We start from the raw sequence: 25,393 nt of genomic DNA, 5'->3' as shown, positions 1-25,393 counted from the left end.
CTTCTGGGGTGATGCGGCATCGCTATCGAGCGCCGGGTTGATCAGCGGGCCGAGTGGGCGCTTTCGCCGCGAGCCGCCCGGCCGCCAATGTCGCCACCGCGATCGTGCACAACGTCGCCAACATGATCGCCGAGCCCTCACCCGGCACGAGCACCCCCAGCTGACTGCCGACGGTCACGGCCGCGACCGGCACCCCGATCTGGGCGGCGGCCAGCGCACCGTAGGCCACCGGCTGCCCGAGCACGCGCGCCACACAATGCACCCCCACCGCGCCGAAGCCGAGCGCCAGCCCGAGCAAGATGAACCGCGGATGCTCGCCGAGCTCCCGGAGATCGAGCCGGGCGCCGAGCCAGACGAAGAACAGCGGAGCGAGCAGCCCATCACTGATCGCGAACACCTGCTTGGCCACCCGCCGCGGCTCACCGACCCCCGCCACCGCCAGCCCCGCCGCGAACCCGCCGAGCATGATCGACACGTGCATCGAGCTCGCCACCCCGCACAGCGCGAACACCAGCACCAAACTCACCCGCAGCTCGAGCGTGAACTTCCGCTCCTCGGACACCTCGTGCACCTGCCGCTGCGCACCTGTCTTCTGTAGATAGCGCAGGACGAAGAACATCACGCCGGCGCACAGTGCCACGACCACCGCGCCGATCGCCGCCCTGGCCGCGTTCGCCGGATCGATCACCAGCGGCAGGGCGACGATGCAGGCGGTGTCGGCGATGGCCACCTGCGCGGTGAGCGCGAGCACCGGTGGCCCGCTCAATCGCATCGAGTCGATCATCGGCAACGCCATCGCCGCCGACGACGACGCCATCAGCACCGCGTACACGGCCGCGTTCCCGAGATCGAACGCCTGCGCCACCGCCCAGCCCGCCACCGCCGCGACCACCCCGACCAGCACGGCCCGCGCCGCACCGGTGCCGAGCGCGCCGCGAACCCGCGGATCACGCACCGGCACATGCGTCCCCGCGGCGAACATCACCAGCGCGAAACCCATGTCGGCGAGGAACACGAAGATCGGGTCGGCGGGATCGAGGATGCGAAAACCGGTGGTGCCGAAGATGATTCCCGCCACCAGCTCGCCGAGCAACACCGGCAGATACAACTGTTTCGGCAAAGCCAGCAGCGGCCCGATCAACCCGAGCGCGACCACCAGCGCCAGGGTCGCGAACGTCATGGCATCGCGGCGATCTTGGCCGGAATCTCGACGTTCTCGTCGGCCCAGTACAGCGCGCACACGCGGTGATAACCATCGGCGATCAGCATCGGCACGTTCTTACGGCAGTCGCCCCGCACCAACAGAATCGGCGAGAGCTTCTTCCCCTCGTTCACCTTGAGCAGGTCTTTGCGCACATGCGGGTTATCCGGGGTAAGGGCTTCGAGCTGGGAAGCCCGCAGAATGTCTTTCGCCTTCTTGACCACCACCGGCGCGGCCCTGAGCTCGGCCACGATCGCGTCGACCACCGTTTTGTCGCCCAGCAGATCGAGATAATCAGCGGCCGCCGGATAGTCATGATCTTCCGGCGCGGACTTCCACTTCACCTGCAGGATCTGCTCAGCCATCGCCCCATCATCCGCCGCGCGCAACCGATTTCCCGGGAGGTCGTTCTGAGTGTCGGCTGGTCAGCGGGCATTCACCAGAGGTCGACCCACTGTGGCCGCAACGCCAGATCGAACCCCGCGGCGCGTCCGCGCACCAACATCGGCAATTCGGCGCCTTCCGGGAACCGATGCAGCAGCTCTTTCGCGGTGGATCGCCGGAACTCGAACATCGCGTATTCCTTCTTCATCCAATGCTCCACCCCGGTGCCCGGATGCGTGAACATCACCTTCAGACGCACCCGATGCGTGGCGAACGGGTTATTGGACGAGTGCGTCACCCGATGTCCGGCCTCGGTGACCGTCGCGCGCACCGGCACAGCGACCTTCCGCAAATACGCCCGCCGGCCCCACCACACCAACATCAGTACGAACGGCCAGGTGATCAACGCGAACAACAGCCCACCCAGCACGCCGAAGACATACCCCACGGATTCGTCGGTCAAGGAGGGCGCGACAAAGGTCGCCACACGCAACGTCCACGAGACGTACAACGCGGCGCCGATCACCGACACCGCCCAGTACACGAACACCATCGGGTTGTACAGCACCCCCGGTCTTTTCCCCACCCTGATTCCGATCTGTCTCCGCTCCGGCGACACAGCCGGGTCCTCGCCCGAGCCTATCGGCCCGGACGCGGCCGAACGTCAGCCCCCGCTCGGTCAGTGAGTTCTGTTCCGACGAATTCTCATCGAGGTCGGGCTCAGAGGATGGGGATGTCCGGGGGGATCTGGAGTGCGATGTAGATGAGCGTGTGGACCCGGGTGGCGATGACGCCGAGCAATCCTTGCATCGCCGCGGGTGCGGTTTCGACGACGGCTTGTAAGGATTTCAGATCGCCGTCGATACGTTCGAGGATCGGGCCGACATCCGCGGGATGGTTGGTGAGCGCCGCTGCGATCTCCTCGAGCGAGATACCTTGCATTTCAAGGCTTTTGATGAGCTGGATCCGCTCGGCATCCGCTGGTGAGTAGAGCCGGAAGTTCCCGGAGGTTCGTTCGGCGGGGGACAGCAGTCCGAGGCTGGTGTAGTAGTCGACTGTGCGCGTCGATACCTCGGCACGACTGGCCAGCTCACCGATACGGATCGGCGCTTCTGTCATTTCGGCGCCTCCTCCTCAACTGCCGTTCACCTGGTCAGGGCGCCCATCAGCGTAGCTGCTGCGCTCGACCACAGCAGCACTGGCGTGCTCCGTTCCCGCTGCTGCTATGTACTCGCGGTGGTGGTGCCACCACCCTGCCGGCGTGGTGGCACCGAGTTGATCGGATCGCTGCCCGCGGCGGCCGGGAGCAGCCGCTGCAGGACGTCGGTGATCGTGACCAGCCCGACGATCGCGACCCCGGAATCCGGGGCGGCGACCAGGGCGAGATGGTTGCGGGTTTCGCGCATCACGCGCAGCGCCTCATAGACCGGGACGCTGGTGTCGAACCGCAGGACCGGTCGCAAGAGATCCGCAGCTGTGGACTGCGCCGGTGCGGCAAGGCTGTCGCGGACATGGACCACGCCCACGACATCGTCACCGGTGCGTACCAGCAGCCGCAGGTGACCGGTATCGCGCGAAACTGTCTGGATTTCACCGACGTCGGCATTGGGTGCGACAGCGCTCGGACCCGGGTTCGGTGCGACGATATCGCCGACGGTGAGCTGCTCGAGTTCCAGTGCGCTGGTGAGGTTTCCGTGGTACCGCTCGTCGAGAGTACCCACGGTCGCGGAGTGCTCGACCAGATGCCGCAGCGCAGCCGAATCCTGACCGGCGTCGACCTCGTCGACGGGGGTAACGCCCACCTTGCGCAGACACCAGTTCGCGGCGTGGTTCAACGCGGTGAGCAGTGGTCGCGTCACCGTCATGAACGCTCGCATCGGAATAGCCAGCATGGTGGCTGATCTCTCCGGATGTGCGATCGCCCACGACTTGGGCGCCATCTCACCGACCACCAGATGCAGAAACGTCACCACGATCAACGCGAGCACGAACCCGGCGGCATCGGCAACCCACAGCGGCGCGCCCAGATGCTCGATGAGCGGGGTGATCCAATGGTGCACAGCCGGTTTGGTAACCGCACCCAACGCCAGCGTGCACACCGTGATCCCGAGCTGAGATCCTGCGAGCAGCACCGGCAACTCCGCGGAACTACGCAACGCCGCCCGCGCCGCCCGGCTTGTCGGCGCCGCGTCCTCCAAACGATGCTTGCGTGCCGCGATCAACGCGAACTCGACAGCGACGAAGAACGCGCTGGCCGCGATCAATACGATCGTGACAGCGACGACCACCCACGGGTTACTCACCGGCGTCCCCTGCCTGTTCGGTACGCACGGTCAACCACACCGACGACGGCACATGTTTCCCGACCGCCCTGACTTCCGCGAGCACCGTCCGAGCCGGACCCGGCCGCTCGGTGAGGTAGTCGGCGCCACTGCGCGGCACCACGATGTCGACGCGGGCACCTGCTTCGGGCAGACCCCCATAGGTGTTGATCACCAGGCCCGCGATGGTTTCATAGTCGCCGGTGGGCAGGTCGACACCGATCACCCGCTCGACCTCGTCGAGGTGCACAGTTCCCGGAACGAGCCAACCACCGTCTTCGGCAATGATTTCCGGGGTCGTGCCCGAGTCGTGTTCGTCGGCGATCTCACCGACGAGTTCTTCGGCGATGTCCTCGACCGTCACGATCCCGGCGAAACCGCCGTATTCGTCGACGACCAACGCCATCTCCTGCCGAGTCTCGCTGAGGCGGGCGACGACGTCGGGCAATGCCAACGATTCCGGGACCAAGACCGCAGGCCGCATGTGGTCTCCCGCGATTCCGGTCGGGTCATCGCCGAGCAGGTCGTGCAATTCGATGACGCCGAGCAGGTCGTCGCTGGAACTACCGACCACCGGATACCGCGTATGCCCGGTACTCATCCGGGCAATCACCTCGGCGACCGGAACGTCGGCGTGAACGAGGTCGACCTGGGCGCGGGGAATCATCGCGTGTTCGGCTGTGGCGGAAGGGAAATCGAGAATGCGGTCCAGCAACGTGGACAACTCGCGGGGCAGTTCACCCGCATCACGTGACGCGGCGACGATGTGTTCGAGGTCGCGTGGTGTGGCCGAATGCTCCACATCGTGGACCGGTTCGATGCGCAACGCGCGCAACAACACGTTCGATGATTGGTCGAAAAGCCAGATCAGCCATCCGAATACGCGCAGATAGGCGGTCGTCGAGCGGGCGAGCCAGCGGGCGACGGGCTCGGGGCGAGCGATGGCGAGGTTCTTCGGGAACAACTCACCGAACAACATCTGCACCACAGTCGAGAACACAATCGCGAGAACCGTGCCGACACCGATACCGACCGCGGTCGGGATTCCGATGCCGCCGAACAGTTCCCCTAGCCCCCGCCCGATCAGCGGTTCGGCTACATAGCCGACCAGCAGTCCGGTCACGGTGATACCCAACTGGGCGCCCGAGAGCATGAACGAGGTTCGCCGGGTCACCGACAACGCGCGGCCGGCCGCTGCGTCACCGGCTTCGGCCTGCGCCGCCAGCCGGGAGCGGTCCACCGCCATATACGCGAATTCCTGGGCTACGAAATACCCGGTCAACGCGGTGATCAACAGAACTACTGCTACTCCGAGAAGGACACTCAACGCGGTCAGCACACCCACACCCTGCCACCGCATTCCCGCGCCGCTCTGCGGAGCAACTGACTCGGACCTTCGTCGTCACTGTCACCTTCAGGCATGCGAGCCACACTAACACGTAGCACTGTAGGGTTGACGGCCCATCGCAGCCCCTACGATCCCGCCGGCTGTTCTCGCGGTCATCGCAGGCGCCCACACCCCGGTCTTCTGAAAGCCCTCTCTTCCAAAGCTTTTCGTTCGACAATCCGTTGCCAGATCGCTGAGACCTGCCGACAGAATATTGGATGGTCGGCGATCTCCGGCGGTTCGTACACGCTCAGGCAAAGGTGCACCAGGCATGGCTAGTCTCGCGATGGCGCACGCGAACGGGACGCAGTAGGGCGGGTGGCGTCGACCGGTGCCTTCTTGCGGCGGGGAACCATACAGTGGCACGTGTTACCGTCGTGAGTGAGGAGCCGCACCGAGCGACTGGCCGCCACGTCGGCGGCGCACTCGAACCAGCTCCACCATGTCCTGCGATCGCCCCGAGTTCAGGTAGGTAGCCCACAATGACGTTGCAGACCATGGCCAGTTCAGTGACCACGGATCTGGCATTGCTTCCAGGCTTTCTGGATCCGGTGAACCTGCTCAACTCGTTCGGCACCTGGATGCTGCTGGGCCTGCTCGTCGTGGTGTTCGTCGAGTCGGGGCTCCTGTTTCCGTTGTTGCCCGGCGACTCGCTGCTGTTCACCGCGGGGTTGATCGCGGCGTCGAAGTCAACCGAGATCGCGCCGTTCGCGCCGATCGGTGTCCTGCTGGTGCTGGTCCCGATCGCCGCGATCCTCGGCGACCAGGTCGGGTACGTGATCGGTGCCCGCGGCGGCACCGCGTTGTTCAAGAGCAACGACGCCCGGTTCTTCAAGAAGAGCTATATCGACGAATCGCATGCCTTCTTCGTCAAACACGGGCCGATCACCATTGTGCTGGCCCGCTTCGTTCCGATCGTGCGGACCTTCGCGCCGGTCGTCGCGGGCGCTGCCGGTATGCGGTACCGAACCTTCGCGATCTACAACATCATCGGTGGCGTGTTGTGGGGCTCCGGTGTCACTTACCTGGGGTACCTGCTCGGCCAGATCAAGATGGTCCGCGACAACATCGATCTCATCTTTCTACTCATCGTGGCGGTCTCCGTCCTGCCCATCGTCATCGAAGTCGCTAAGCGCGTCATCGGTGGCAAGCGAACCGCTCCCGTCGAAGACACCGCCGATTCCACCGAACCTGCCCGCGCTTGATCGGTCACGCAGCAAGGTGACTACGACAGTACCTAGGCCCGGACCAGGTCTACGCGGTGACGACTAGGCGCCGGACTCGATCCGATGCTGCTCCACCACGTCGTCATACTCCTCACGACGGTCCGCGGTCATATCCTCCTCGCTCGGCAGATCCATCCTCTTACCGCGACTCAGAACTGCTGGTCGAAAATGGCGGCAGCGTCCTGTGAACACGATTGAATCACCGGTCGTAGAACATCATTCAGCACATCGGACTCGACAGGCTCTGACTCGATCGACAGCGCATCGGCCAGACCGCGCGCGGCGGCCGTGATCATCGTGGCCGCGGCGGCGCTGTCGTCCTCGGCGCCCCGCTGCTTTCGGCTGTGAGAGCACGCGGCTGGCCGGAGGTTGACGCCGAAATCGCTAGTGGCGCAACCCGTGTCGGCAGGGATTGTGAAAGGTAGTGGATCGGCGACCTGTCGGATCAGCGCTGATCAAGATCCGCGCTGAGACCGGCAGCGATGAACTCGGTCAGATTGTCGATGCCGGTCTGCGGATCGGAGTCCCAGGTCTGGATCATCGTTTCGGCGGTGGCCGCGATCATCGCGGCGGTGGCGGCGGGACCCGCGGGGAGCCGGGCGCCGCGGGCGGCCAGCTCGGTGAGCCACGCGATCCAGGGTCGGAACTGTTCGGCGCGGAAGGCTCGCATCTGCTGGGCGAACGCCGAATTCGCTAGTGCGGCCTGTTCGATCGCGGCGAAGACGTCGCGGTTGGCGGCGTAGGTGTGCCAGAAGACCGTGAGGTGGTTGCGGGTGGACTCGTGGATCGGCATCACGCTGGACTCCGTGACCGAGTGCGGCGGGTCGTTTGCGATGATGTCGGCGGCCTCGCCGATGTCGACAGCGAGAGCTGCGAGGACCTCCTCCTTGCTCTGGAAGTGGTTGTAGAACGACCCTGCTGCACGACCTGCCTCGGCAGTGATGTCGGTGATCTTGGTGTTCAGATAGCCCTGACGTGCGAAAACGACCCGCGCCGCGGCCTTCAGATCGGCGTTCGTCTGGGCGGCTTGGCGCTGCCGGTGCGTCGGCCGGCCGGCGGTTGCGTCGATGTCGATCACTCCTTGACAGTCTCAACGGGGAGGGTATCGTCATGAATCATAGTTCACTGAATATCGATTCACTACAGCTTTGAGGGTGGGCTCATGAAAGCTGCGGTACTGCACAGGTACGGCGCACCGGAATTCGGGAATTTCGACGCTCCAAAACCAAGCACCTATCCCGATGGCGTACTGATCGAGGTCCGCGCGGCCACGATCAACTCGATCGACCGGTTCACCGCCGCCGGCAAGCACTATCTGAGTCCCACGAGGTTCCCGGTCGTCACCGGCATCGAAGGGGCTGGAGTGACCACTGACAACCAGCGTGTCTACTTCGGCAGGCCGATCACTCCCTTCGGGTCGATGGCCGAAAGCACAGTCGTCCCTGCCGGATTCACGATCCCCATCCCCGACAGCGTCGACTTCCCCGTCGCGGCCTGCCTCGGCAACAGCGGGATGGCGGCACTGATGCCACTCACCGACACCGCACGGGTGCAGCCGGGCGACAACGTCGTGCTGCTCGGCGGAAGCGGTGTCGTCGGCAGGCTCGCGATCCAAGCCGCACGGCTGCTCGGCGCGGGCACCATTACCGTGGTCGGCCGCGACAAAAGCGCACTGGAAGCCACCATCGCGCTCGGAGCTTCGGCGACGATCGCGACCGACAAACTTTCGGTTGAGCAGCTCTGCGCTGCCATCCGTGAAGCCTCGGGCGGCGTGGACGTCATCGTGGACTACACGTGGGGTGAACCTGCCCGGGCCGCCATCGCGGCGGGCAATCCTGGTGTGCGCCTTGTGCAAGTAGGTGATCGCGCGGGTGCGACAGTGGCGTTGCCCGCACAACTCCTGCGCTCACTCGGCGCTTCGGTCACCGGATTCATGCCGGTACACCACGGACCGGAAGCGATGATGCGCGCCTACCGGCAGTTGATCGAATGGGTCGACCGCAGGGATCTGATCGTCGACTACGAGCTGGTCCCGCTGGCCGACGTAGCTGCCGCTTGGGAACGGTCGGCCACCGTGCGGCACAAGATGGTGCTTGTTCCATGAGCCGCCTGGCGGCACGGCAGCGGATGACCACCGATCACGCGGCGATGTGATGGTCGGGGAATCCGGTGACGAGTCGCAGTCGCCCGAGCGTCGTAGCGGTGTGCTGATCGATCGCAGACCGTTGGCGTATCCGGCGTTCCGGCGACTGTGGCTCAGCGGGGTCGTGTCGATCTCCGGTGCACAGCTGACAGTGATCGCGGTACCCCTACAGGTGTACGCGATGACGGGATCGTCGGCCTACGTCGGCCTCGTCGGCGTGTTCACGCTGGCGCCCCTGGTCATCTTCGGGTTGTGGGGCGGAGCGTTAGCCGATGTTGTCGACCGACGGAAACTTCTGGTGGGCAGTTCATTCGGGATGCTCCTTGCCACCAGTCTGCTGTTCACTCAGGCCTTTCTGCATCTGAACAACATCTGGCTGCTGTTTGGGATTCTCGTGTTGCAGCAGGCATGTATCGCGATCAACCAGTCGACCCGCAATGCGATTTTCCCGCGTATTCTGCCCGCGCAGCACATCGCGGCCGCCAATACCCTCGAGATGACGGTCATTCAGATCGGCGGCATCGTCGGTAGCGTGCTGGCCGGCGTGACCATCGCCTTCGGCGGGTCGGCGCTGGCCTACCTGCTGGATTCGGCCGCGATGCTGGTCGCGGTGTGGGCTGCCTACCGACTGCCCGCGTTGCCACCCAGCGGCAACGTGACCCGGTCCGGCGTGCGCGAGATCTGGTTCGGGTTGGTGTATGTCTCGTCGCATCGCCTGATCATGGCGATGTTCGTGATCGACCTGGTCGCGATGGTCGCTGGTCTGCCGCGTGCGCTGTTCCCGGAGATGACCGAGAAGAGTTTCGCCGCGGGTGCGGCTGACGGTGAGTTGATCGTCGGCTTGTTGTTCGCGGCGATGGCGATCGGATCGGTGCTCGGCGGTGTCTTCTCCGGATGGGTGCCGAGGGTGCGCAGGCACGGTGTCGCGGTTGTGGTCGGCGTCGTCATCTGGGGTCTGGGCATCACCGGATTCGGTCTGAGCGCTCTTCTCGGCAGCGGCGGGCTCGTTCTCGCGATCTTCTTCCTGGCGATCGCCGGAGTCGGCGACCTGATCTCGGTGATCTTCCGCTCCACCATGATTCAGCAGATCGCCACCGACGATATCCGCGGTCGACTGCAGGGATTGTTCACTGTCGCAGTCGCGGGCGGTCAACGCCTCGGCGACTTCTCTCACGGCATCACCGCGGCACTGGTGGGCACCACGATCGCTGTCTCCGGCGGCGGCACCATGGTCATCTTCGCGGCGATCTTGATCATGATCGTCATCCCGATCACCTACCGCTACCGGTTCGACCCCACTCGCCCAGGTGCTGGCGCCACTGACGAATCGGTTGTCAAACACGAGCGGGTCCCGGCAAAAGAGCCATGAGGTCAGATTTGTCGGCGCCTCGTCGGTCAGCTGGCATCTGGTATCGGTACAGCTCGATGAACTTGTAGATCCTCAGATCTGGTTTCATATCTTCTCAGATACTTTGCGTTGACGCAGGACAGGTACCGGGTGGTCACCGGAAAGCCTGCTTCCCCGTGCGCTGCGAGACGATCGCAGGGATGCGTTGACAGCCGATTCGGGCTAGGGTCGTTCTGGCCCGCTTGATCGACGCGGCCGTACCAACGGGGGTTAAATGGAGATTTTCGCAGGCGTCACGGCGCTTAGAGCGGCCGATGTCATAGCGGGGCGTCATTAATGGCGACTCGAGGACATTACAATCGTGATTTTCACTGGCGGGGCGGGTGGTACCGACAGTTACCAGAGTGCGGCGTTGGAATGCGTCGCCACGTTTATGAGCGGAACCAAAACCCTGATGGATGATCTCAGCAAATATATGATCGATTCCGGCGGCAAGATCGACGATATCATCACCCAGATCAATCAGGTGGAAGTCCCTGCGGCGATCGCTCCAGCCGCGTTGAGTGTTCCGGGATGGCAGCCCCGTAATCCGACTGGTCCAGGCTGGGGGGTGCCGTCATGAATGTAAGAAACAGCATGTGGGTATCCGCGGTAGCTACAGCGTCTTGCCTGACCCTCGCGAGCTGTGGGACCACGGAATCTGACGTTGCGCAGTACAGCACGCCGCCTGCTGACTGCGCCAAAATTTATGAGGCCGCCAAGGACTCCATTTCGAGTTTTGCCGGGGATCTCTTCGACTCCGGAATTCAATTCAAGAGCGAATTGCCGGAACAGGATTTCTCCAAAACATTGACCTGCTACGGTGCCTACACCGCCGGCACGTCCGAGATAAATGCAGCTGATGGAACAAGTCTACGTTCCAACACAATTTTTATCTCAGTACGCGTGAACCAGGCTGACGAATGGGGTGCCAGCGACCCCGTGGAAGAAGCGAAGCGAAACTTTGTGACCTACCGTAACCAGCATGTCCCGACGGCAACAGTCATCCAGAATCTTGGCGATGATGCGTACTCATTCAAGGAGATTGCAGAGAAGAGTGCCAGCGGCGAAGTTGACTTCCGCATAGCGAATGCCACCCTGCATGTCCGGTTGAACCGGAGCTTCGCCGGGACTCCTTCGCCCGAGCAGGGCGCTGATGTGGCAAGTAGCGCATCTGCGCTCGCGCAGTCGCTTGCAGCTGGTTTTGATAGTTTTTATGTCCTAATGTTCTGTGGAGCTGCCCATCCTGTGGAGGGCACGGTGGCCGACCAGTAGATACCAGAGAAGTGCTTCTGTCCGAGTCGCCATCGAAACGTTCGCCACGGAGCAGGATCCCTGCGATGTCGCCGACGGCCATGTCCTCCCAAGGGATTTCGGGGACATCCCCGACGGCGCGGCGAAACGATACCGACGAGCCACGCGGACCAATCTACAGGCCCAGCGTTGTGTCAGCCGCGGGCCATATCCACGAAGCGGCTCAAATGCAGTTGGTGCGCAACGGTGATCGTGGCGGTCGGGCCGTTACGGTGCTTGCCGACGATGAGGTCGGCCTCGCCGCCTCGGGGGTCGTCTCGTTCGATCGCATCGGGGCGGTGGAGCAAGATGACCATGTCGGCGTCCTGCTCCAGGCTGTTGTGGGCCGAAATACCTTGTGCCACAAAGTTATGTGTGCCTGGGACAGTTCCGTCGTAGACGTCTTGCTCGCCGAGGCTGGTGATATCGACGATCTTGTCCCAGAAGACATCGTTGGTGGCGAGCATGTCGATGTCGGCATTGTCGAGGACGGTCGCGACTCGGGCCAGGCGTGAACGACTGGGGGAGTGCTTCCACATGGTGCTGCCGCAGAAGCGCGAACCCATGGCGGCGGAAAACTCTCGGTGCGTCATTTCCTTGTCTGCCAGTAGCGTGCGGACGCGGTTCCAGACTTCGGCGGGCACAGTGTCGACGTTCGTGTTGCGAGCCATCGGGGCCAGCTCTGCGAGGGCGGCCTCGGCGGACTTGCCGCGTGCGCCGTGCACGCCGACGTCACGCAGGAAGGTCGTCTGGTTCTCGCCGCCGTCGATTGTCAGGTGGTAGCAGTCTCGGTAATTGGCTTTACGGACTGTCTTGATGCGGCCGTGCACACCGAGGCGCAATAGCAATTGGTTCACATCATCGACAAGGCGACGGCTGGTCGAGGCGTAGTACACGCGGGCTTGGCGGCCCTTCGCGTCCCATCGCACGGACCCGTCGGTTGCCCATAGGTGACGCAGGAACAGTGCGATCTGGTCGTTGGGCAGCGCGAAAATTGGCTCGGGGACGAACTTTTCGTAGCTACGAAGGCCGAACAAGCCAAGGGTGTCCAGCCAGGCGGCGATCGGGTTGCGCTTGCCGTGGGTAAGCCGGTACGGCGCGCGCAGGCGCAGGGTGGTGACGCGGGCGGCGGGGTACTCGTCGCGGACCGCGCTGATACCGAAGTGCTCGGCGGCGGTCGTGACGGCGGCGAGATTTTGCTCGTCGACGCTCGCGTAGCGGATCGGTTGGCGTTTCACGCACGAGCCGTCGCCGATCATGTGCGCGAGCATCACGATCTCGGCTTCAGGCAGTCGCGTGGTGTGCACGGGTTCCGGGACGAGTCGTGGCGTCGCCAGGCGGTCGCCGACAGCGAGCTTGTCGAGGGCGATCCAGCCGTCGACAGTCAGGAAGGGGTGGTTGCCGGTGGCTTCGACCTCGCGGCCGGAGGCGAGCTTCAGCTTGAAGACTTCCTTGTGTCCGCTCGGGAACACCTTCACCATCGGGCGGGCCACCATCCGCATCCGCTCGTCGAGTGACCAGACGAGTGGCTGCTCGCCACTGTCGATCAGCTCTCCCAGGGTGACCTCGGCACCGTTGTCTGCACGCAGGATTCGCGTCGACGCGGGCATGCAACCCGATTCACGAAGGTCGGACACCATGGGACGCTTGTCGGTTCGCTGTTCCGGACCACGGTTCAGCTGCGAGATCGCGATCACGGGAACTTCGAGTTCCTTGGCGAGCAGCTTGAGGTGACGTGAGAATTCCGAGACTTCCTGCTGGCGCGATTCGACCTTTTTGCCCGAGCTCATCAGCTGGAGGTAGTCCACCACAACGAGTTTCAGGTCATGGCGCTGCTTGAGCCGCCGAGCCTTCGCCCGAATCTCCATCATCGTCAAGTTCGGTGAATCATCGACGAACAGCGGCGCCTCACTGATCTCACTCATCCGGCGAGCCAGCTTGGTCCAGTCATCATCGCTCATCCGCCCGGACCGCATATCGCCGAGCTTGATCTTTGCTTCGGCAGAGAGCAGACGCATCACGATCTCGGTGCGGCTCATTTCGAGCGAGAAGATGACGCTGGCCATGCCGTGCTTGATCGAGCAGCTGCGCATGAAGTCCATGCCGAGTGTCGAGTTGTGCGTGGGCACCATCGTGCGACCCGCTAGGTACATGTGGTCGGCGTTGTCGACCTCGACGCAGCGGACGAGCACGGGGTCGACCTTGCGGACGTCAACGATCTGGCGTGCCGCCGACCGAGCGGATCTGGGCACCATGTGGGCGAAGTTGTCCCGCGGCGTGCGCAGGCTGTGTGCGATCTCGCCGGTGGTCCGGACAACCGGATGCGGTGCCAAGGTGGGGGCGAGTGTGGTCCACAAGTGTTCTTCGTCGGCGGTGATGACGGTGCCGTCGGAGAACTCGACCTCGTAGCAAGGCCGGTCGGTCATCTCCTCGGTGGCTGCGAGCACCCTGGTCGGCCTGCCGTCGGCCCCGAGGAGCTCGTCACCGACACGAACCTCGCCCATCGTGGTCCAACCGCCAGGCGTCGGCAGGGGAGTATCCAGTGCCAGCGCCTTACCGACACCAGGTCGCGCCGCGACGATGATCATCTGCCCCGGGTGCAACCCGTTGGTGAGCTCGTCGAGTTCGGTGAAGCCGGTGGGGACGCCGAGGGAGATGCCGCCTCGGGAGGCGATGGAGTCGATTTCGTCCATGGTGGGCTGGAGGAGTTCTTCCAGCGGGGTGAAGTCCTCGGTGGTGCGGCGTTCGGTGACTTCGTAGATTTCGGCCTGGGCGCGGTCGACCACCTCGGCCACGTCCTGGCCGTCGGCGCCGGCGTAGCCGAACTGGACGATGCGGGTGCCCGCTTCGACCAGGCGGCGCAGGATGGCCTTTTCCGCGACGATCTCGGCGTAGAAGCCGGCGTTGGCCGCGGTGGGGACGGTCTGGGTGAGGGTGACCAGGTAGGGCGGGCCGCCGATGCGCTTGAGTTCGCCGCGGCGGTCGAGACCGGCGGAGACGGTGACGGGGTCGGCGGGTTCGCCGCGGCTGTAGAGGTCGAGGATGGTGTCGTAGACGGCCTGGTGCGCGGGACGGTAGAAGTCGCCGGGGCGCAGCACCTCGATCACGTCGGCGATGGCGTCCTTGCTCAGCAGCATGCCGCCGAGGACCGACTGCTCAGCGGCCATGTCGTGCGGGGGCTGACGACCGAAGTCCTCGCCGGGGGGTTCAGGCGTGAACTCGGTTTGCGCGCGGTCACCGGTGGTTGTCACCAGGGGAGTCCTCTCTGCCCGCAGAACCGGGGGTTACACATCGATGTTCTCGTTGTACTCCCGGACACCGACACGGATGTCAGCAATCGGTTGCCTGCGTGATTCCCGGGGCCGCTCGCAGGGCAATGCGACGAACCTAGGCGACGTTTTCGGGACTCGCCAACCCGACATGTGCACACAACTGTGGATAACTTGGGGGTAGTTCACCTGTTGTTGTGCACCACCTGTGGAAAACATGGGGAAAACCCAGGTCAGCGCGATTAAACACCCTGCTAGACCCCGATTTACCAAACTTCGGCCCTGTGGATGAAAGAAGTTTCGGCGTGTCGGTCAAGGTGAACAGCCGGGCGTGTTGGGTAAACAGTGATGGTGCAGGCTATGACGGGAGTCACAAATCTGCCGGTCGGTTTCACCAGTCATCCACAGGCTGAATAACCGGTGGTCAAGCGATTACCGACCATGAGCCGCGCAACACCATCCGTGCATGCCACGACATCGGCTACCGATCAGTTATCGCAAAATCGGCCTGAAAAAGGCAAGCAGAAACCACCCCTATGCACGCACAGGGGTGGTTTCCGGCGAACTCAGTTCGCAGCAACCTCGAGGTTGAACTTCGCAGCCACATCGGGGTGCAGGTGCACCACGATGCCGTGCTTACCGGTCGCCTTGATGTGCGACTTCGGCAGCTCGATGCTGCGCTTGTCCACCACGGGGCCACCGGCCGCCTTGATGGCCGAAGCCACGTCGGTGGTGGTGACCGAACCGAACAGCTTGCCGCTGTCGGCGGTCTTCACGGCCAGCTTGACCTCGGCGAGGCCCTCGATGGCCTGCTTCAGCTCGTTGGCGTGATCCAGGTCGCGCACCTTGCGGGCGTCCTGGGCGCGACGGATTCCGTCGACCTGCTTCTGGGCGCCACGGGTGGCCTGGATGGCCAGACCGCGGGGCAGCAGGAAGTTACGGCCGTAGCCGTCCTTGACCTCGACAAGGTCGCCGGGGGCGCCGAGGTTGTCGACATCAGCGGTGAGGATGAGCTTCATCTGTGTGACTCCCTTTCTCAGCGAGCGGTCGACACGTAAGGAAGCAGAGCCACCTCACGCGAGTTCTTGACGGCGACAGCGATGTCACGCTGGTGCTGCACGCAGTTGCCGGTGACGCGGCGAGCGCGGATCTTGCCGCGATCGCTGACGTACTTACGCAGCAGCGTGGTGTCCTTGTAATCGATATTGACGATTCCGGACTTTGCTTCCTTGCAGAAAGCACAGGCCTTCTTCTTCAGTACCTTTTCGCGCGCGGGCGCTTTAGGCATGGTTTTTCTCTCCGTACTATGAGTGCCGTTCGATCAGAACGGCGGTTCGTCATCCATGCGGCCGCCGCCCCCGAAGGAGCCGGCCGCGGGCGCGCTACCCCACGGATCGTCGTCGCCACCGGCATTGCTGCCAGCGGCCGGACGTCCGCCGCCATTGTTGGCGTTGTAGCCGCCTGCGCTAGATCCACCACCGGCATTGCCGGAACCACCACCACTGAAGCCGCCACCGCCGCCTCCGCCACCGCGACCGGCCTTGGAGACCTTCGCCGTCGCGTAACGCAGCGAGGGACCGACTTCGTCGACCTCGAGCTCGACCACAGTGCGCTTCTCACCCTCGCGGGTTTCGTAGGAGCGCTGCTTGAGCCGACCGCTCACGATGACGCGAGCGCCTCGGGTCAGACTTTCGGCGACGTTCTCCGCTGCCTCACGCCAGATGTTGCAGCGCAGGAACAGCGCCTCGCCGTCTTTCCACTCGTTCGAATTGCGATCGAACACACGGGGAGTCGACGCGACGGTGAAATTAGCCACCGCCGCACCTGCGGGCGTGAAACGAAGCTCCGGGTCTGCCGTCAAGTTTCCGATGACGGTTATGACCGTGTCGCCTGCCATGGGGTTCCTCCTGCTCGGGGTGCAGTCCGCAATCTCGGGATTTGCGCTCGAGCCTAAAGCCAAGCTCTGACACAAATGGTGAGAAGGGTGCGGACTACTTGTCGTTGCGCAGAACCTTGGTGCGCAGCACCGTCTCGTTCAGGCCCAGCTGGCGGTCGAGTTCGCTCACGGTGGCCGGGGTCGCGGTCAGGTTGACGATCGCGTAGATGCCTTCGGCCTGCTTGGCGATTTCGTAGGCGAGCCGGCGGCGGCCCCAGATGTCGACCTTGTCGACGTTGCCGCCCTCGGTCTTGACGACCGTGAGCAGGGTATCCAGGGACTGCCCGACGATGCGCTCGTCCAGGCTCGGGTCGAGGATGACCATTACTTCATATTGACGCACGGACCAATCACCTCCTGTGGACTAGGAAACGGCCATGGACTCTCCATGGCAGGAGGGTTCGTTGCGTCAGCAACCCGCCAAGGCTACATGAGCGGGTGGTGACCAGCGAAATCGATGCCCGCCGCGGGTGTGCGCCGACGATCGTGGAACCGCCGCTTAATGTGGTCGGCATGACCACAGTCGGCCCGCGGCAGCGCGCAGTTCAACGCGGCGCGACGTGGGCTGCGACCATGAGCATCCTGGTGATGGTGCTGTGCGGACTCACCCTCGCGCTGGCCTACGCCAACAAGGCCAGGTGCGCGGGCGGCGCGATCGACGAATCCGGGCGCAGCCTGGTCTTCGAGGAGCGCAAGGACTCGCAGGTCTGCTACTCCGACATCCAATTCCTCTGGCTCGGCCGCGATATCGACAACCACGTGTTCCCGTATGTCGACGGCGCGATCACCGAAGACGGCGCGCTGACCGGCGGCGCGGTGGAGTATCCCGTGCTCAGCGGCGTGCTGATGTGGGCAGGTGCCATCGGGGTGGACAACGACGCCGACTTCCTGTGGCACTCGGCGCTGCTGCTCGCGCCGTTCGCCCTGCTCACCGCCTGGATGCTGGCCCGGATCGCGGGCCCGGCGGCGCTGCTCTGGGCGATCGGCCCGCCGCTGGTGTTCTACGCATTCCACAACTGGGAACTGCCGGTGGTCTGTACGGCGGTGGCGGCGGTCTACGTGATGACGATGCTGACCGGCCTGTCTGTGCGAACTCGCGGAATCATCGCCGCGGTACTGCTCGCGCTGGGCTTCTGTCTCAAGCTCTATCCGGGAATCTTCGTGCTCCCGCTCGCGATCTATGTGCTCACCGAGGGCGCCCCGCGCGGTCGGCGCCGGATCGGCGAGCTCGATGTGGCGGGTGCCGCGCAGACCCTGCTCGCCGCGATGGGCACGGTCTTGGCGGTGAACCTGCCGTTCATGCTGGCCGGGCCGGAAGGCTGGCGCGCCTCGATCACCTTCCAGCAGTTGCGCCAGGCCGACATCACCACCAACTCGATCTGGTACTGGGGTCACCAGCTGATCTTCGGTCGCGCGGCGGAAACGACGCAGACCTGGCACGACGCGGTCTCGATCGCCTCGCCCGCGTTGATCTTCGGCGGGTTCGCGCTGGCCATGTGGCTTGGCTGGCGGCGCTGGACCCCGAATTCGGCGTACCCGTGGGTGGGCGTGAGCGGGGCGATGCTGGCCGCGTTCATGCTTTTCCACAAGGTGCATTCGCCCCAGTACACCCTGTGGATAATTCCGTTCCTGGTGTTGCTGGAGGTGCCGTGGTCGCTGGTCGCGGCGTATCTGGTGGCCGACGCGGCGGTGGGCGTCGGGGTGTTCCGGTACTTCGCCGCGCTGGGTGAGGGCGAAGGCGTCGAGCTGATGGAAGGGATCGTCCAGTTCGGCGTGTGGCTGCGCACCGCTCTGTTGATCACCCTGTTCTTCGTCTTCCTGCGAGCGAGAATGCGCGGTCCGTGTGTCGTACCGAGCACCGAACCGGGACGCCGACTGCAACCCGCGTAAACGACAACGGCGGCGGATCCCGGAAAGGGACTCGCCGCCGTTGTGGTTCGCCGATCAGCTGACCGGAGTGGATTCCTTGGCGTCTTCCACTGCGTCAGGCTCGGCCTTGCGGTTGCGCAGGACACTGGAGATGAGCGCCGCGCCGATGAACGCCACGCCGACGAGACCAGTGATGAGCTCGTTGACGTGCACGCCGATCGAGATCAGCAGGATCGTCGCCAGCGCGCCGATCGCCCAGTGGGCGCCGTGCTCGAGGTACACGTAATCCGACAGCGTGCCCTGGCGAACCAGGTACACCGTGATCGACCGGACGAACATCGCACCGATCAGGCCGAGGCCGAGCGCGATGATGATCGGGTCGGAGGTGATCGCGAACGCGCCGATCACACCGTCGAAGGAGAACGAGGCGTCGAGCACTTCCAGGTAAAGGAACAGGAAGAAGGCGGCCTTACCGGTCGCCTTGACCAGCGTGGACGGGCCACCCTGCGGTCCCTCTTCGAACTCCTCGGTGTGGAACATCGAACCGAGTCCGTCGACCAGGATGTAGACGATCATGCCGAGCAGACCGGCGACCAGCACGGTCGAACGATCGTCGGCGTCGGCGAGGAACTCCGCGACCAGCACCAGACCGGTACCGGACACGACCACCGAGAGCATGTCGAGCTTGCCCGCTTTGGCCAGCGGCTTCTCGATCCAGCTCAGCCAGGTGTGCTCGCGTTCCTCGAAGATGAAGTTCAGGAACAGCAGCGCCAGGAACATGCCACCGAACGCCGCGATCTGCGGGTGCGCGTCGGTGAGCAGGGTCTCGTAGCTGGGGCTGCCGTCAGCGAAGGTGGGAGCGTCGTTCGCCGGCGGGTTGAGGGCCAGATCGAAGGCCTCGACGGGGTTCAGTCCGGCGGTGACCCACACGATGGCGAGCGGGAACACCAGACGCATACCGAACACGGCGATCAGCACGCCGATAGTCAGGAAGATCCGCTGCCAGAACTCGCTCATCCGTTCCAGGACGGTGGCGTTGATGACGGCGTTGTCGAACGACAGCGACACCTCGAGAATGCCGAGGATGGCGCACAGTGCGAGAGCGGTCAAGCCGCCGTAGAGGTAGGCCACGACCAGCGAGACCACCGTGATGGCGATGGACAGGCCGAAGATGCGCGTTATCACGCGGAGGGACCTTTCTGTTTCGCACGAACAGGGGGCCCGATGTGTCGAGCCCCCTGTTCGCGATGATGACTAGACGTTGACGCCGTAGTCGCGAGCGATACCGGACAGGCCGGAGGCGTAGCCCTGACCGACAGCGCGGAACTTCCATTCTGCACCGTTGCGGTACAGCTCGCCGAAGACCATGGCGGTCTCGGTCGAAGCGTCCTCGGACAGGTCGTAGCGGGCGAGCTCGGTGCCGTTGGCCCGATCGACCACGCGGATGTAGGCGTTGCGCACCTGGCCGAACGACTGCGAGCGGGTCTCGGCATCGTAGATCGATACCGGGAAGAAGATGCTCTCGATCGTCGGCGGGGTGTTGGCCAGGTCGACGTTGATGACCTCGTCGTCGCCTTCGCCCTCACCGGTGGTGTTGTCGCCTGCGTGCTCGATGGCGCCTTCGGGCGACTTCAGATTGTTGAAGAAGACGAAGTGCTTGTCGGAGACGACCTTCTTGTCGGCGCCGGTCGCGATGGCGCTCGCGTCGAGGTCGAAGTCGGTGCCGGTGGTGGTGCGCACGTCCCAGCCGAGGCCGACCGAGACCGCGGTCAAGTTCGGGGCCTCTTTGGTCAGCGAAACGTTGCCGCCCTTGGACAGACTGACACCCATGCGGGAATCCCTTCGGTTAGTCCGGTGTGTCGTTTCCCAGCATGTCCGAATCGCCGGGTACCGCTACGACAGTAATAGGTTTCGCGGATCTTGCGTAGGAACCGTCTGCAGCCCAGGTTAACGGGGTGAATCTCCTACCATCGACGGCAGTGAGTGGGCGAACCGTATGCGCGGTTCGGAAAGGGGACGTGCCGGTGACACCTCGCAGACGCGGATGGTTCAGGTCCGGGGCCGATCATGAGTGGATCAGCGGGGCGCGGGCCACGACGTCGGCGGCCTTCCTGGATATGGATCGCAGGCAGTCGGCGGCGGAGGCGGGTGTGTTGGCCAGTGAGCAGGTCTTTCCCGAGCGCCGGATCGGCGCTGTCTGGGAGCCGGTGCGGGCGCGGTGCTACGCCGCGGCGGGCGCGTATCTGAGTTTCACCGATGAGCTCGACGCCGCCGAGGCCGCGGGCACCCCGATCGCCGACGGCCCGGCCAGGGCCGACGTGCTGGTGCGGCAGCTGAACGACGCCGCACGCGGGGTCGACGAGTTCTACAACGCGCACCGCAACGGCCTCGCCGAAGCCGCGACCGTGCGGGCGTCGGTGCCGCAACTGCTGACCCATGTGCGTGCCGAGGCCGAGCAGGTGCTGGCCGCGGCCGCGTCGTCCGGGTTCACGAAATACCCCTCTGTCGAAGGCGGTGTAAGGAGGCTGGATGAGGCTCTGCTCACAGCCTCCTCGACCGATCCCGGTACGGCGGTGGCGGGTGCGCGCGAGGCCGCGGCACAGGTACAGCAGGCGACGGCTGAACTATCGAATGCGTTGGCGCAGGCGCCTTCTCGTGCCTCGGCGGCCGCCAACGCGATCGCCTCGGTGACCACGAGGCTGGCGGCTGTGCGTAATCGCGCCGGCGCGCTCGGACCGGCTTACTCCGCGCTGTTGCGCGAGTTCAGCGCTGCGAGTTCGGCGGACTTGACCAACAATGAGCGGGAAAGCCGTCGTGGCATGGACGCCGCCGACGAAGCGCTGGTCGGCGCGCGCGTCGCGGCAGCCGATCGGAATCCGGAGACCGCCCTTGACTTGACCGCCAGCGCACGCGAGTACCTCGCCGAGGCCGAACAGTTGGTCGACGCCGTCACCCGGCGTCTCGAATTGTTACGAGAGGTACGTAGCGACCCCGAAGCTCAGGCGCGCACCGTACGATTCCGGCTGCGGGACGCGCAGATGCTCGCGGTCGACCGAGGTCTGGTCGCCGAGTGGGGCTCGGTTCTCGATGCACAAGTAGAACGCCTCGATCGCATTACAGCTGGACTGACGGGTCGTCATCCAGACTATTGGGCGTATGTTACGGAGCTGCGGACCGTCGCAGAGTTCATCGCCGGAGTGGTCGAGCGCATCAGAAAACACGTTTCCGACAAGTAGAAATGACATGGGCCGACAGATGAGGTGGGGGGAATGACCGCGGGCTACGCCATCGCACCGGAAGTTTGCTTGCGTAAGCAGGTACCGCTGCGCCATTTCCAGCAGTTGCAGGGCCCGCGCAGACGGGAGTTGTTCCTGGTCGAACCGGATCCGATCCGGGGCCACGACGACCGGGAGCTGTTGGCGACCGCGCTCGGCGCGACCCTGTATGTGCCCGCGACCCGCCCCGACCTCACCGCGACGATCCGCCGACGGGCCGCGCGCGGGGTGTGCTCGATGGTGATCGACCTCGAGGACGCCGTCGCCGATCACCAGGTGGAGGCCGCCAAACAGCATGCGGTCGACACCCTCGACCTGCTGGCCCGCAGCGAAGACGCGAACCCGATGCTGTTCATCCGGGTGCGCGACGCGGCGTCGGTCGGCGAGCTGGTCTCGGCGCTCGGGCCGGGTGCCGATGTGCTCACCGGCTTCGTGTTCCCCAAGTTCGACGCCGTGAGCGGACCCGCCTACCTGGCCGCCCTCGACGACGCGAACCGCACCCTCGGCCGCCCCGTCTACGCGATGCCGGTGCTCGAATCGGCGAAGCTGGTGCACCGCCAGACCCGCGACGAGCAGCTCTCGCGCATCGCCGAACTGCTCGCCGAGCATCGTGAACAGCTGCTGGCCGTGCGCATCGGCGCCACCGACATGTGCTCGACCTTCGGCATTCGCCGCGACCGCGACCTCACGATCTACGACGTGCGGGTGGTCGCCGACGTGATCGCCGACATCGTCAACTACCTCGGGCGCGTCGACGGCACCGGCTTCATCATCACCGGTCCGGTCTGGGAGTACTTCGCCGATCACGAGCGGATGTTCCGGCCGCAGCTGCGCAGCGCGCCGTTCGAGGAATCCGACGCGGTGAAGTTTCGCCAGTACCTGGTGAGCCGTGACCTCGACGGCCTGCTGCGCGAGATCACCCTCGACCGCGCCAACGGCATCCAGGGCAAGACGGTGATCCACCCCTCGCATGTGCCCGTCGTGCACGCGATGCAGGTGGTGACCCACGAGGAGTACGCCGACGCGCTCGACATCATGTCCGCCGATGTCGGTGGCGTCGCGGCCTCGGAATACCGCAACAAGATGAACGAGATGCGCCCACACCGCAGTTGGGCCCGCCAGACGATGGTTCGGGCCCGTGCGTTCGGGGTCGCGAACAAGGGAGTGTCTTTCGTGGACTTGCTGACAGCGATGATCGCCGAATGAGTGCCGTACGGCCTTGGGCGACAGTCCATCTCGGTATCGAGCTGCATCACGGTGAGTCGTTCGTCGCGTGCTCGGCCGAGGACGTGCGGGCTGACGATGGGTTCGTAGCGCTGTCCGCCGAAAGTGTGGCCACGGGTGAGCTGTCGATCGGCGCGCTGGTGCAGCCGGGTCTGCGCCGCAATCCGCGCCGGGCGCATCTGCTGGTGTCCACGGTGTTGGGCAAGCACCTGCCGACCGATCCGCGCATTGTGATCGGTGCCGGTAACCGCCTGGCTGATCTGGTGCGTGAGGTGCTGGGTGCTCGGGAAGCTGTGGTGCTCGGATTCGCCGAGACCGCTACCGGTTTGGGTCACTGTGTGGCCGCGCGAATCGACGCGGGCTGCTACCTGCACTCCACTCGCAGGCACGAGCCGCGAGCCACCACGCTGACCGGTTTCGAAGAAGGCCACTCGCACGCCACCTCGCATCTGCTCCAGCCCGCGCCCGCCGCGATCTTCGCCAACGATCTGCCGCTGGTGCTGGTCGACGACGAGATCTCCACCGGTGACACCGCCATCGACGCGGTCCGCGCCCTGCATGCCTTCGCGCCGCGCTCGCATTACGTCCTGGCCTCGCTGGTGGACATGCGCACCCCCGCCGATCGGATCAAATTCGAAGCTGCCGCAGCCGAACTCGGCGCGCGCATCGACACGGTCTGCCTGGCCTCCGGTCGCACCGAATTGCCCGCCGAACTGATCGAAACCGTCACGAACTTGCCCGATCCGCAGCTGAATCCGGTGGCAGCCCAGCCGGGTTCGTACGGCCGCGTCGAATTGTCGTGGCCTGCGGATGTTCCCGAAGGCGGCCGCCACGGCACCCTGCGCTCGGACAACGCGGCTTTCGATGTCGCGGTGAAATCCATTGCCGACGAGGTGAACGCCCGCCTCGAGGCCGAGTTCGCCGGCCGCCCGGTCATCGTCATCGGTCACGAAGAACTCATGTACCTCCCTCTGCGCCTGGCCGCCGACCTGGCCGACGCGGGGACCCCCACCCGCTTCCAAACGACCACCCGCTCACCGGCATACGTCCTCGACGAACCCGGCTACCCCCTCCGCCGTGGCTTCCGCTTCACCGCCCCGGAACCCGACCCCACCGCCCAGCGCTACCTCTACAACGCCCAGTGGCCCGACGCGGACCCGGTCCTGCTGGTCGTCATCGATCCCCCCGCCGACACCCCGGAGCTGGTCGCCCCCGGCGGACTGGTCGACGTCCTCACCGCATCGGGTGCCGACGTCTTGATCGCGGTCCTCCCCGGCGCGAATCCCCGTGCGCTGCATGCGGGCCGGACCGCCGAGCAGGTAGCCGCGCCGGCGCCACGTGCTCGTCCGCTGCCCTCGGCCCTGCACGGACCCGAATTCGGTTCCTATGCGCCCGAGGATGTTTCGTGGCTGCTGAAGGATCTCTCCGACGCCGATCTGGAAGCCGATGTGACCGAACGTGAACGGCGCATCCAAGCCGGTGTGGCCCATTACGCCGAGTCACTGCCGGTGGAGTTCCAGCCCGACGCCGAATACCGCGAGCTCTTCGATCGTGTGCTCGCCGACAGCGCTGAGCGACTGGCGCTGGCGGTGGCGACCGTGGCCGAACTCGTTGTCGCCGAACGCGGTGAGAATGTTGTGCTGGTCTCGCTGGCCAGGGCGGGCACCCCCGTCGGAGTGCTCATGCGCCGGTGGCTCGTCAGCGGTATCGGCCGCGAACCACTGGTCGTGCCGCATTACGCGGTCTCGATCGTGCGTGATCGCGGCATCGACGCTGTGGCGCTGGACTACCTCGCCCGCCACCACGATCCGGCCTCGATCGTCTTCGTCGACGGCTGGACCGGCAAGGGCGCGATCACCCACGAACTCACCGCCGCCCTCGATGCCTATCACGCGGCCGGTGGCGCCCGGTTCAACGACGAGCTCGTAGTCCTGGCCGACCCCGCCAATTGCGTGCGCACCTACGGCACCCGCGACGACTTCCTCATCGCCTCGGCCTGCCTGAATTCGACTGTCTCCGGCTTGGTCTCGCGCACGGTTCTCAACGAAACCCTGATCGGCCCCGGCGAGTTCCACGGCGCCAAGTTCTACCGCGACCTCATCGGCGCCGATGTCTCGAACCAGCTGATCAACACCGTCACAGCGGCTTTCGGCGCGATCAGCGACCAGGTGCCTGCCGCCGTCGCCGCGATCCAGGATTCCGATCGCACCCCGGACTGGTCCGGGTGGGCCTCGGTGGAGAAGGTCCGTGCCGAGTACGACATCAGCACAGTCAATTACGTGAAGCCCGGCGTCGGCGAGACCACCCGCGTGCTGTTGCGCCGGGTACCGTGGCGGGTGCTGGTCCGCGAGGCAGACGCACCGGAGCACGCCCACATCCGCCTGCTCGCCGCGGCGCGCAACGTCCCGGTGGAAGTGGTCCCCGACCTGGCCTATTCCTGCATGGGCCTGATCAAGGAGTTACCCCGGTGACCGCCGA

The 25,393-nt window shown here is 64.9% G+C and carries 23 protein-coding genes; 9 read left to right on the top strand and 14 right to left on the bottom strand.

Annotated elements, in window-relative coordinates; translation table 11 throughout:
• Positions 1 to 22: 22 nt before the first annotated feature.
• The 6 genes from ACWZHB_RS27910 to ACWZHB_RS27885 form a co-directional block, all read right to left on the bottom strand.
• Positions 23 to 1,180: a cation:proton antiporter gene (locus ACWZHB_RS27910; protein WP_427904749.1), complete on the bottom strand. Its 1,158-nt coding sequence runs from the start codon at positions 1,178 to 1,180 to the stop codon at positions 23 to 25.
• Positions 1,177 to 1,554, bottom strand: coding sequence for a hypothetical protein (locus ACWZHB_RS27905; RefSeq protein WP_427909321.1), 378 nt, complete (start codon positions 1,552 to 1,554; stop codon positions 1,177 to 1,179). Before ACWZHB_RS27905 ends, ACWZHB_RS27910 begins: the two co-directional genes overlap by 4 nt.
• A gap of 83 nt (positions 1,555 to 1,637) precedes the next feature.
• The gene (locus ACWZHB_RS27900) at positions 1,638 to 2,171 is read right to left on the bottom strand and encodes a hypothetical protein (protein ID WP_427904748.1); all 534 of its coding nucleotides are present in this window, start codon (positions 2,169 to 2,171) and stop codon (positions 1,638 to 1,640) included.
• Positions 2,172 to 2,305: 134 nt separating this feature from the next.
• Entirely contained in the window at positions 2,306 to 2,704 is a 399-nt protein-coding gene (locus ACWZHB_RS27895; RefSeq protein ID WP_427904747.1) for a helix-turn-helix domain-containing protein, read from the bottom strand.
• A gap of 104 nt (positions 2,705 to 2,808) precedes the next feature.
• Positions 2,809 to 3,888 (bottom strand): CNNM domain-containing protein, encoded by a 1,080-nt coding sequence (locus tag ACWZHB_RS27890; RefSeq protein ID WP_427904746.1) that lies wholly within the window; start codon positions 3,886 to 3,888, stop codon positions 2,809 to 2,811.
• Complete coding sequence (locus ACWZHB_RS27885) at positions 3,881 to 5,245, bottom strand: hemolysin family protein (RefSeq protein ID WP_427909320.1); 1,365 nt, start codon at positions 5,243 to 5,245, stop codon at positions 3,881 to 3,883. Before ACWZHB_RS27885 ends, ACWZHB_RS27890 begins: the two co-directional genes overlap by 8 nt.
• A gap of 530 nt (positions 5,246 to 5,775) precedes the next feature.
• Between ACWZHB_RS27885 and ACWZHB_RS27880 the strand changes: the two genes are divergently transcribed.
• Positions 5,776 to 6,498 carry a VTT domain-containing protein gene (locus ACWZHB_RS27880; RefSeq protein WP_427904745.1) on the top strand — a complete coding sequence of 241 codons (723 nt, stop codon included), beginning with the start codon at positions 5,776 to 5,778 and terminating at the stop codon, positions 6,496 to 6,498.
• Between the two features lie 466 nt (positions 6,499 to 6,964).
• Here the strand turns inward: ACWZHB_RS27880 and ACWZHB_RS27875 are convergent, their stop codons facing one another.
• Positions 6,965 to 7,597, bottom strand: a complete 633-nt coding sequence (locus ACWZHB_RS27875) for a TetR/AcrR family transcriptional regulator (protein WP_427904744.1) — start codon at positions 7,595 to 7,597, stop codon at positions 6,965 to 6,967.
• Positions 7,598 to 7,681: 84 nt separating this feature from the next.
• Here ACWZHB_RS27875 and ACWZHB_RS27870 point away from each other — a divergent pair, with 84 nt between their 5' ends.
• From ACWZHB_RS27870 to ACWZHB_RS27855, 4 genes are all read left to right on the top strand, one after another.
• Positions 7,682 to 8,623 (top strand): quinone oxidoreductase family protein, encoded by a 942-nt coding sequence (locus tag ACWZHB_RS27870; RefSeq protein ID WP_427904743.1) that lies wholly within the window; start codon positions 7,682 to 7,684, stop codon positions 8,621 to 8,623.
• Positions 8,624 to 8,672: 49 nt separating this feature from the next.
• Positions 8,673 to 10,031 carry an MFS transporter gene (locus tag ACWZHB_RS27865; protein ID WP_427904742.1) on the top strand — a complete coding sequence of 453 codons (1,359 nt, stop codon included), beginning with the start codon at positions 8,673 to 8,675 and terminating at the stop codon, positions 10,029 to 10,031.
• A 340-nt stretch (positions 10,032 to 10,371) separates the two neighbouring features.
• Positions 10,372 to 10,632, top strand: coding sequence for a hypothetical protein (locus ACWZHB_RS27860; RefSeq protein ID WP_427904741.1), 261 nt, complete (start codon positions 10,372 to 10,374; stop codon positions 10,630 to 10,632).
• The gene (locus tag ACWZHB_RS27855; RefSeq protein ID WP_427904740.1) at positions 10,629 to 11,324 is read left to right on the top strand and encodes a hypothetical protein; all 696 of its coding nucleotides are present in this window, start codon (positions 10,629 to 10,631) and stop codon (positions 11,322 to 11,324) included. Before ACWZHB_RS27860 ends, ACWZHB_RS27855 begins: the two co-directional genes overlap by 4 nt.
• A gap of 173 nt (positions 11,325 to 11,497) precedes the next feature.
• Here the strand turns inward: ACWZHB_RS27855 and ACWZHB_RS27850 are convergent, their stop codons facing one another.
• From ACWZHB_RS27850 to rpsF, 5 genes are all read right to left on the bottom strand, one after another.
• Complete coding sequence (locus ACWZHB_RS27850; protein ID WP_427909319.1) at positions 11,498 to 14,509, bottom strand: replicative DNA helicase; 3,012 nt, start codon at positions 14,507 to 14,509, stop codon at positions 11,498 to 11,500.
• 668 nt (positions 14,510 to 15,177) lie between these two features.
• Positions 15,178 to 15,630, bottom strand: coding sequence for a 50S ribosomal protein L9 (rplI, locus tag ACWZHB_RS27845; RefSeq protein ID WP_427904739.1), 453 nt, complete (start codon positions 15,628 to 15,630; stop codon positions 15,178 to 15,180).
• 17 nt (positions 15,631 to 15,647) lie between these two features.
• Positions 15,648 to 15,899 carry a 30S ribosomal protein S18 gene (rpsR, locus tag ACWZHB_RS27840; RefSeq protein ID WP_056823934.1) on the bottom strand — a complete coding sequence of 84 codons (252 nt, stop codon included), beginning with the start codon at positions 15,897 to 15,899 and terminating at the stop codon, positions 15,648 to 15,650.
• Positions 15,900 to 15,932: 33 nt separating this feature from the next.
• Positions 15,933 to 16,508 (bottom strand): single-stranded DNA-binding protein, encoded by a 576-nt coding sequence (locus tag ACWZHB_RS27835; RefSeq protein ID WP_427904738.1) that lies wholly within the window; start codon positions 16,506 to 16,508, stop codon positions 15,933 to 15,935.
• A gap of 94 nt (positions 16,509 to 16,602) precedes the next feature.
• Positions 16,603 to 16,890, bottom strand: a complete 288-nt coding sequence (gene rpsF, locus ACWZHB_RS27830) for a 30S ribosomal protein S6 (RefSeq protein ID WP_056823926.1) — start codon at positions 16,888 to 16,890, stop codon at positions 16,603 to 16,605.
• Between the two features lie 170 nt (positions 16,891 to 17,060).
• On the opposite strand from rpsF, the gene ACWZHB_RS27825 reads away from it, so the two are divergent.
• Positions 17,061 to 18,437 carry a glycosyltransferase family 87 protein gene (locus ACWZHB_RS27825; RefSeq protein WP_427904737.1) on the top strand — a complete coding sequence of 459 codons (1,377 nt, stop codon included), beginning with the start codon at positions 17,061 to 17,063 and terminating at the stop codon, positions 18,435 to 18,437.
• 54 nt (positions 18,438 to 18,491) lie between these two features.
• Here ACWZHB_RS27825 and ACWZHB_RS27820 read toward each other — a convergent pair whose 3' ends face one another.
• Positions 18,492 to 19,601 carry a DUF475 domain-containing protein gene (locus ACWZHB_RS27820; RefSeq protein WP_427904736.1) on the bottom strand — a complete coding sequence of 370 codons (1,110 nt, stop codon included), beginning with the start codon at positions 19,599 to 19,601 and terminating at the stop codon, positions 18,492 to 18,494.
• Between the two features lie 69 nt (positions 19,602 to 19,670).
• Positions 19,671 to 20,246, bottom strand: a complete 576-nt coding sequence (locus ACWZHB_RS27815) for a TerD family protein (RefSeq protein WP_056823921.1) — start codon at positions 20,244 to 20,246, stop codon at positions 19,671 to 19,673.
• Positions 20,247 to 20,440: 194 nt separating this feature from the next.
• On the opposite strand from ACWZHB_RS27815, the gene ACWZHB_RS27810 reads away from it, so the two are divergent.
• The 3 genes from ACWZHB_RS27810 to ACWZHB_RS27800 are packed head-to-tail and all read left to right on the top strand — an operon-like array spanning position 20,441 to position 25,386.
• Positions 20,441 to 21,652: a hypothetical protein gene (locus tag ACWZHB_RS27810; RefSeq protein WP_427904735.1), complete on the top strand. Its 1,212-nt coding sequence runs from the start codon at positions 20,441 to 20,443 to the stop codon at positions 21,650 to 21,652.
• A gap of 33 nt (positions 21,653 to 21,685) precedes the next feature.
• The gene (locus tag ACWZHB_RS27805) at positions 21,686 to 22,897 is read left to right on the top strand and encodes an HpcH/HpaI aldolase/citrate lyase family protein (RefSeq protein ID WP_427904734.1); all 1,212 of its coding nucleotides are present in this window, start codon (positions 21,686 to 21,688) and stop codon (positions 22,895 to 22,897) included.
• Positions 22,894 to 25,386 (top strand): phosphoribosyltransferase, encoded by a 2,493-nt coding sequence (locus tag ACWZHB_RS27800; protein WP_427904733.1) that lies wholly within the window; start codon positions 22,894 to 22,896, stop codon positions 25,384 to 25,386. Before ACWZHB_RS27805 ends, ACWZHB_RS27800 begins: the two co-directional genes overlap by 4 nt.
• Positions 25,387 to 25,393 lie beyond the last annotated feature (7 nt).

Source organism: Nocardia sp. FBN12 (assembly GCF_054031145.1).
The sequence above is the reverse complement of the archived record's forward strand: the minus strand, read 5'-3'. Positions and strand labels throughout refer to the sequence as shown.

What these genes read in the sequence shown, in the direction of transcription:
- ACWZHB_RS27835 (WP_427904738.1), bottom strand. Translation starts at nt 16,508, where the DNA reads ATGGCAGGCGACACGGTCATAACCGTCATCGGAAACTTGACGGCAGAC.
- ACWZHB_RS27895 (WP_427904747.1), bottom strand. Translation starts at nt 2,704, where the DNA reads ATGACAGAAGCGCCGATCCGTATCGGTGAGCTGGCCAGTCGTGCCGAG.
- ACWZHB_RS27825 (WP_427904737.1), top strand. Translation starts at nt 17,061, where the DNA reads ATGACCACAGTCGGCCCGCGGCAGCGCGCAGTTCAACGCGGCGCGACG.
- ACWZHB_RS27855 (WP_427904740.1), top strand. Translation starts at nt 10,629, where the DNA reads ATGAATGTAAGAAACAGCATGTGGGTATCCGCGGTAGCTACAGCGTCT.
- ACWZHB_RS27865 (WP_427904742.1), top strand. Translation starts at nt 8,673, where the DNA reads ATGGTCGGGGAATCCGGTGACGAGTCGCAGTCGCCCGAGCGTCGTAGC.
- rpsR (WP_056823934.1), bottom strand. Translation starts at nt 15,899, where the DNA reads ATGCCTAAAGCGCCCGCGCGCGAAAAGGTACTGAAGAAGAAGGCCTGT.
- rplI (WP_427904739.1), bottom strand. Translation starts at nt 15,630, where the DNA reads ATGAAGCTCATCCTCACCGCTGATGTCGACAACCTCGGCGCCCCCGGC.
- ACWZHB_RS27850 (WP_427909319.1), bottom strand. Translation starts at nt 14,509, where the DNA reads ATGGCCGCTGAGCAGTCGGTCCTCGGCGGCATGCTGCTGAGCAAGGAC.
- ACWZHB_RS27815 (WP_056823921.1), bottom strand. Translation starts at nt 20,246, where the DNA reads ATGGGTGTCAGTCTGTCCAAGGGCGGCAACGTTTCGCTGACCAAAGAG.
- ACWZHB_RS27870 (WP_427904743.1), top strand. Translation starts at nt 7,682, where the DNA reads ATGAAAGCTGCGGTACTGCACAGGTACGGCGCACCGGAATTCGGGAAT.
- ACWZHB_RS27805 (WP_427904734.1), top strand. Translation starts at nt 21,686, where the DNA reads ATGACCGCGGGCTACGCCATCGCACCGGAAGTTTGCTTGCGTAAGCAG.
- ACWZHB_RS27800 (WP_427904733.1), top strand. Translation starts at nt 22,894, where the DNA reads ATGAGTGCCGTACGGCCTTGGGCGACAGTCCATCTCGGTATCGAGCTG.
- ACWZHB_RS27880 (WP_427904745.1), top strand. Translation starts at nt 5,776, where the DNA reads ATGACGTTGCAGACCATGGCCAGTTCAGTGACCACGGATCTGGCATTG.
- ACWZHB_RS27910 (WP_427904749.1), bottom strand. Translation starts at nt 1,180, where the DNA reads ATGACGTTCGCGACCCTGGCGCTGGTGGTCGCGCTCGGGTTGATCGGG.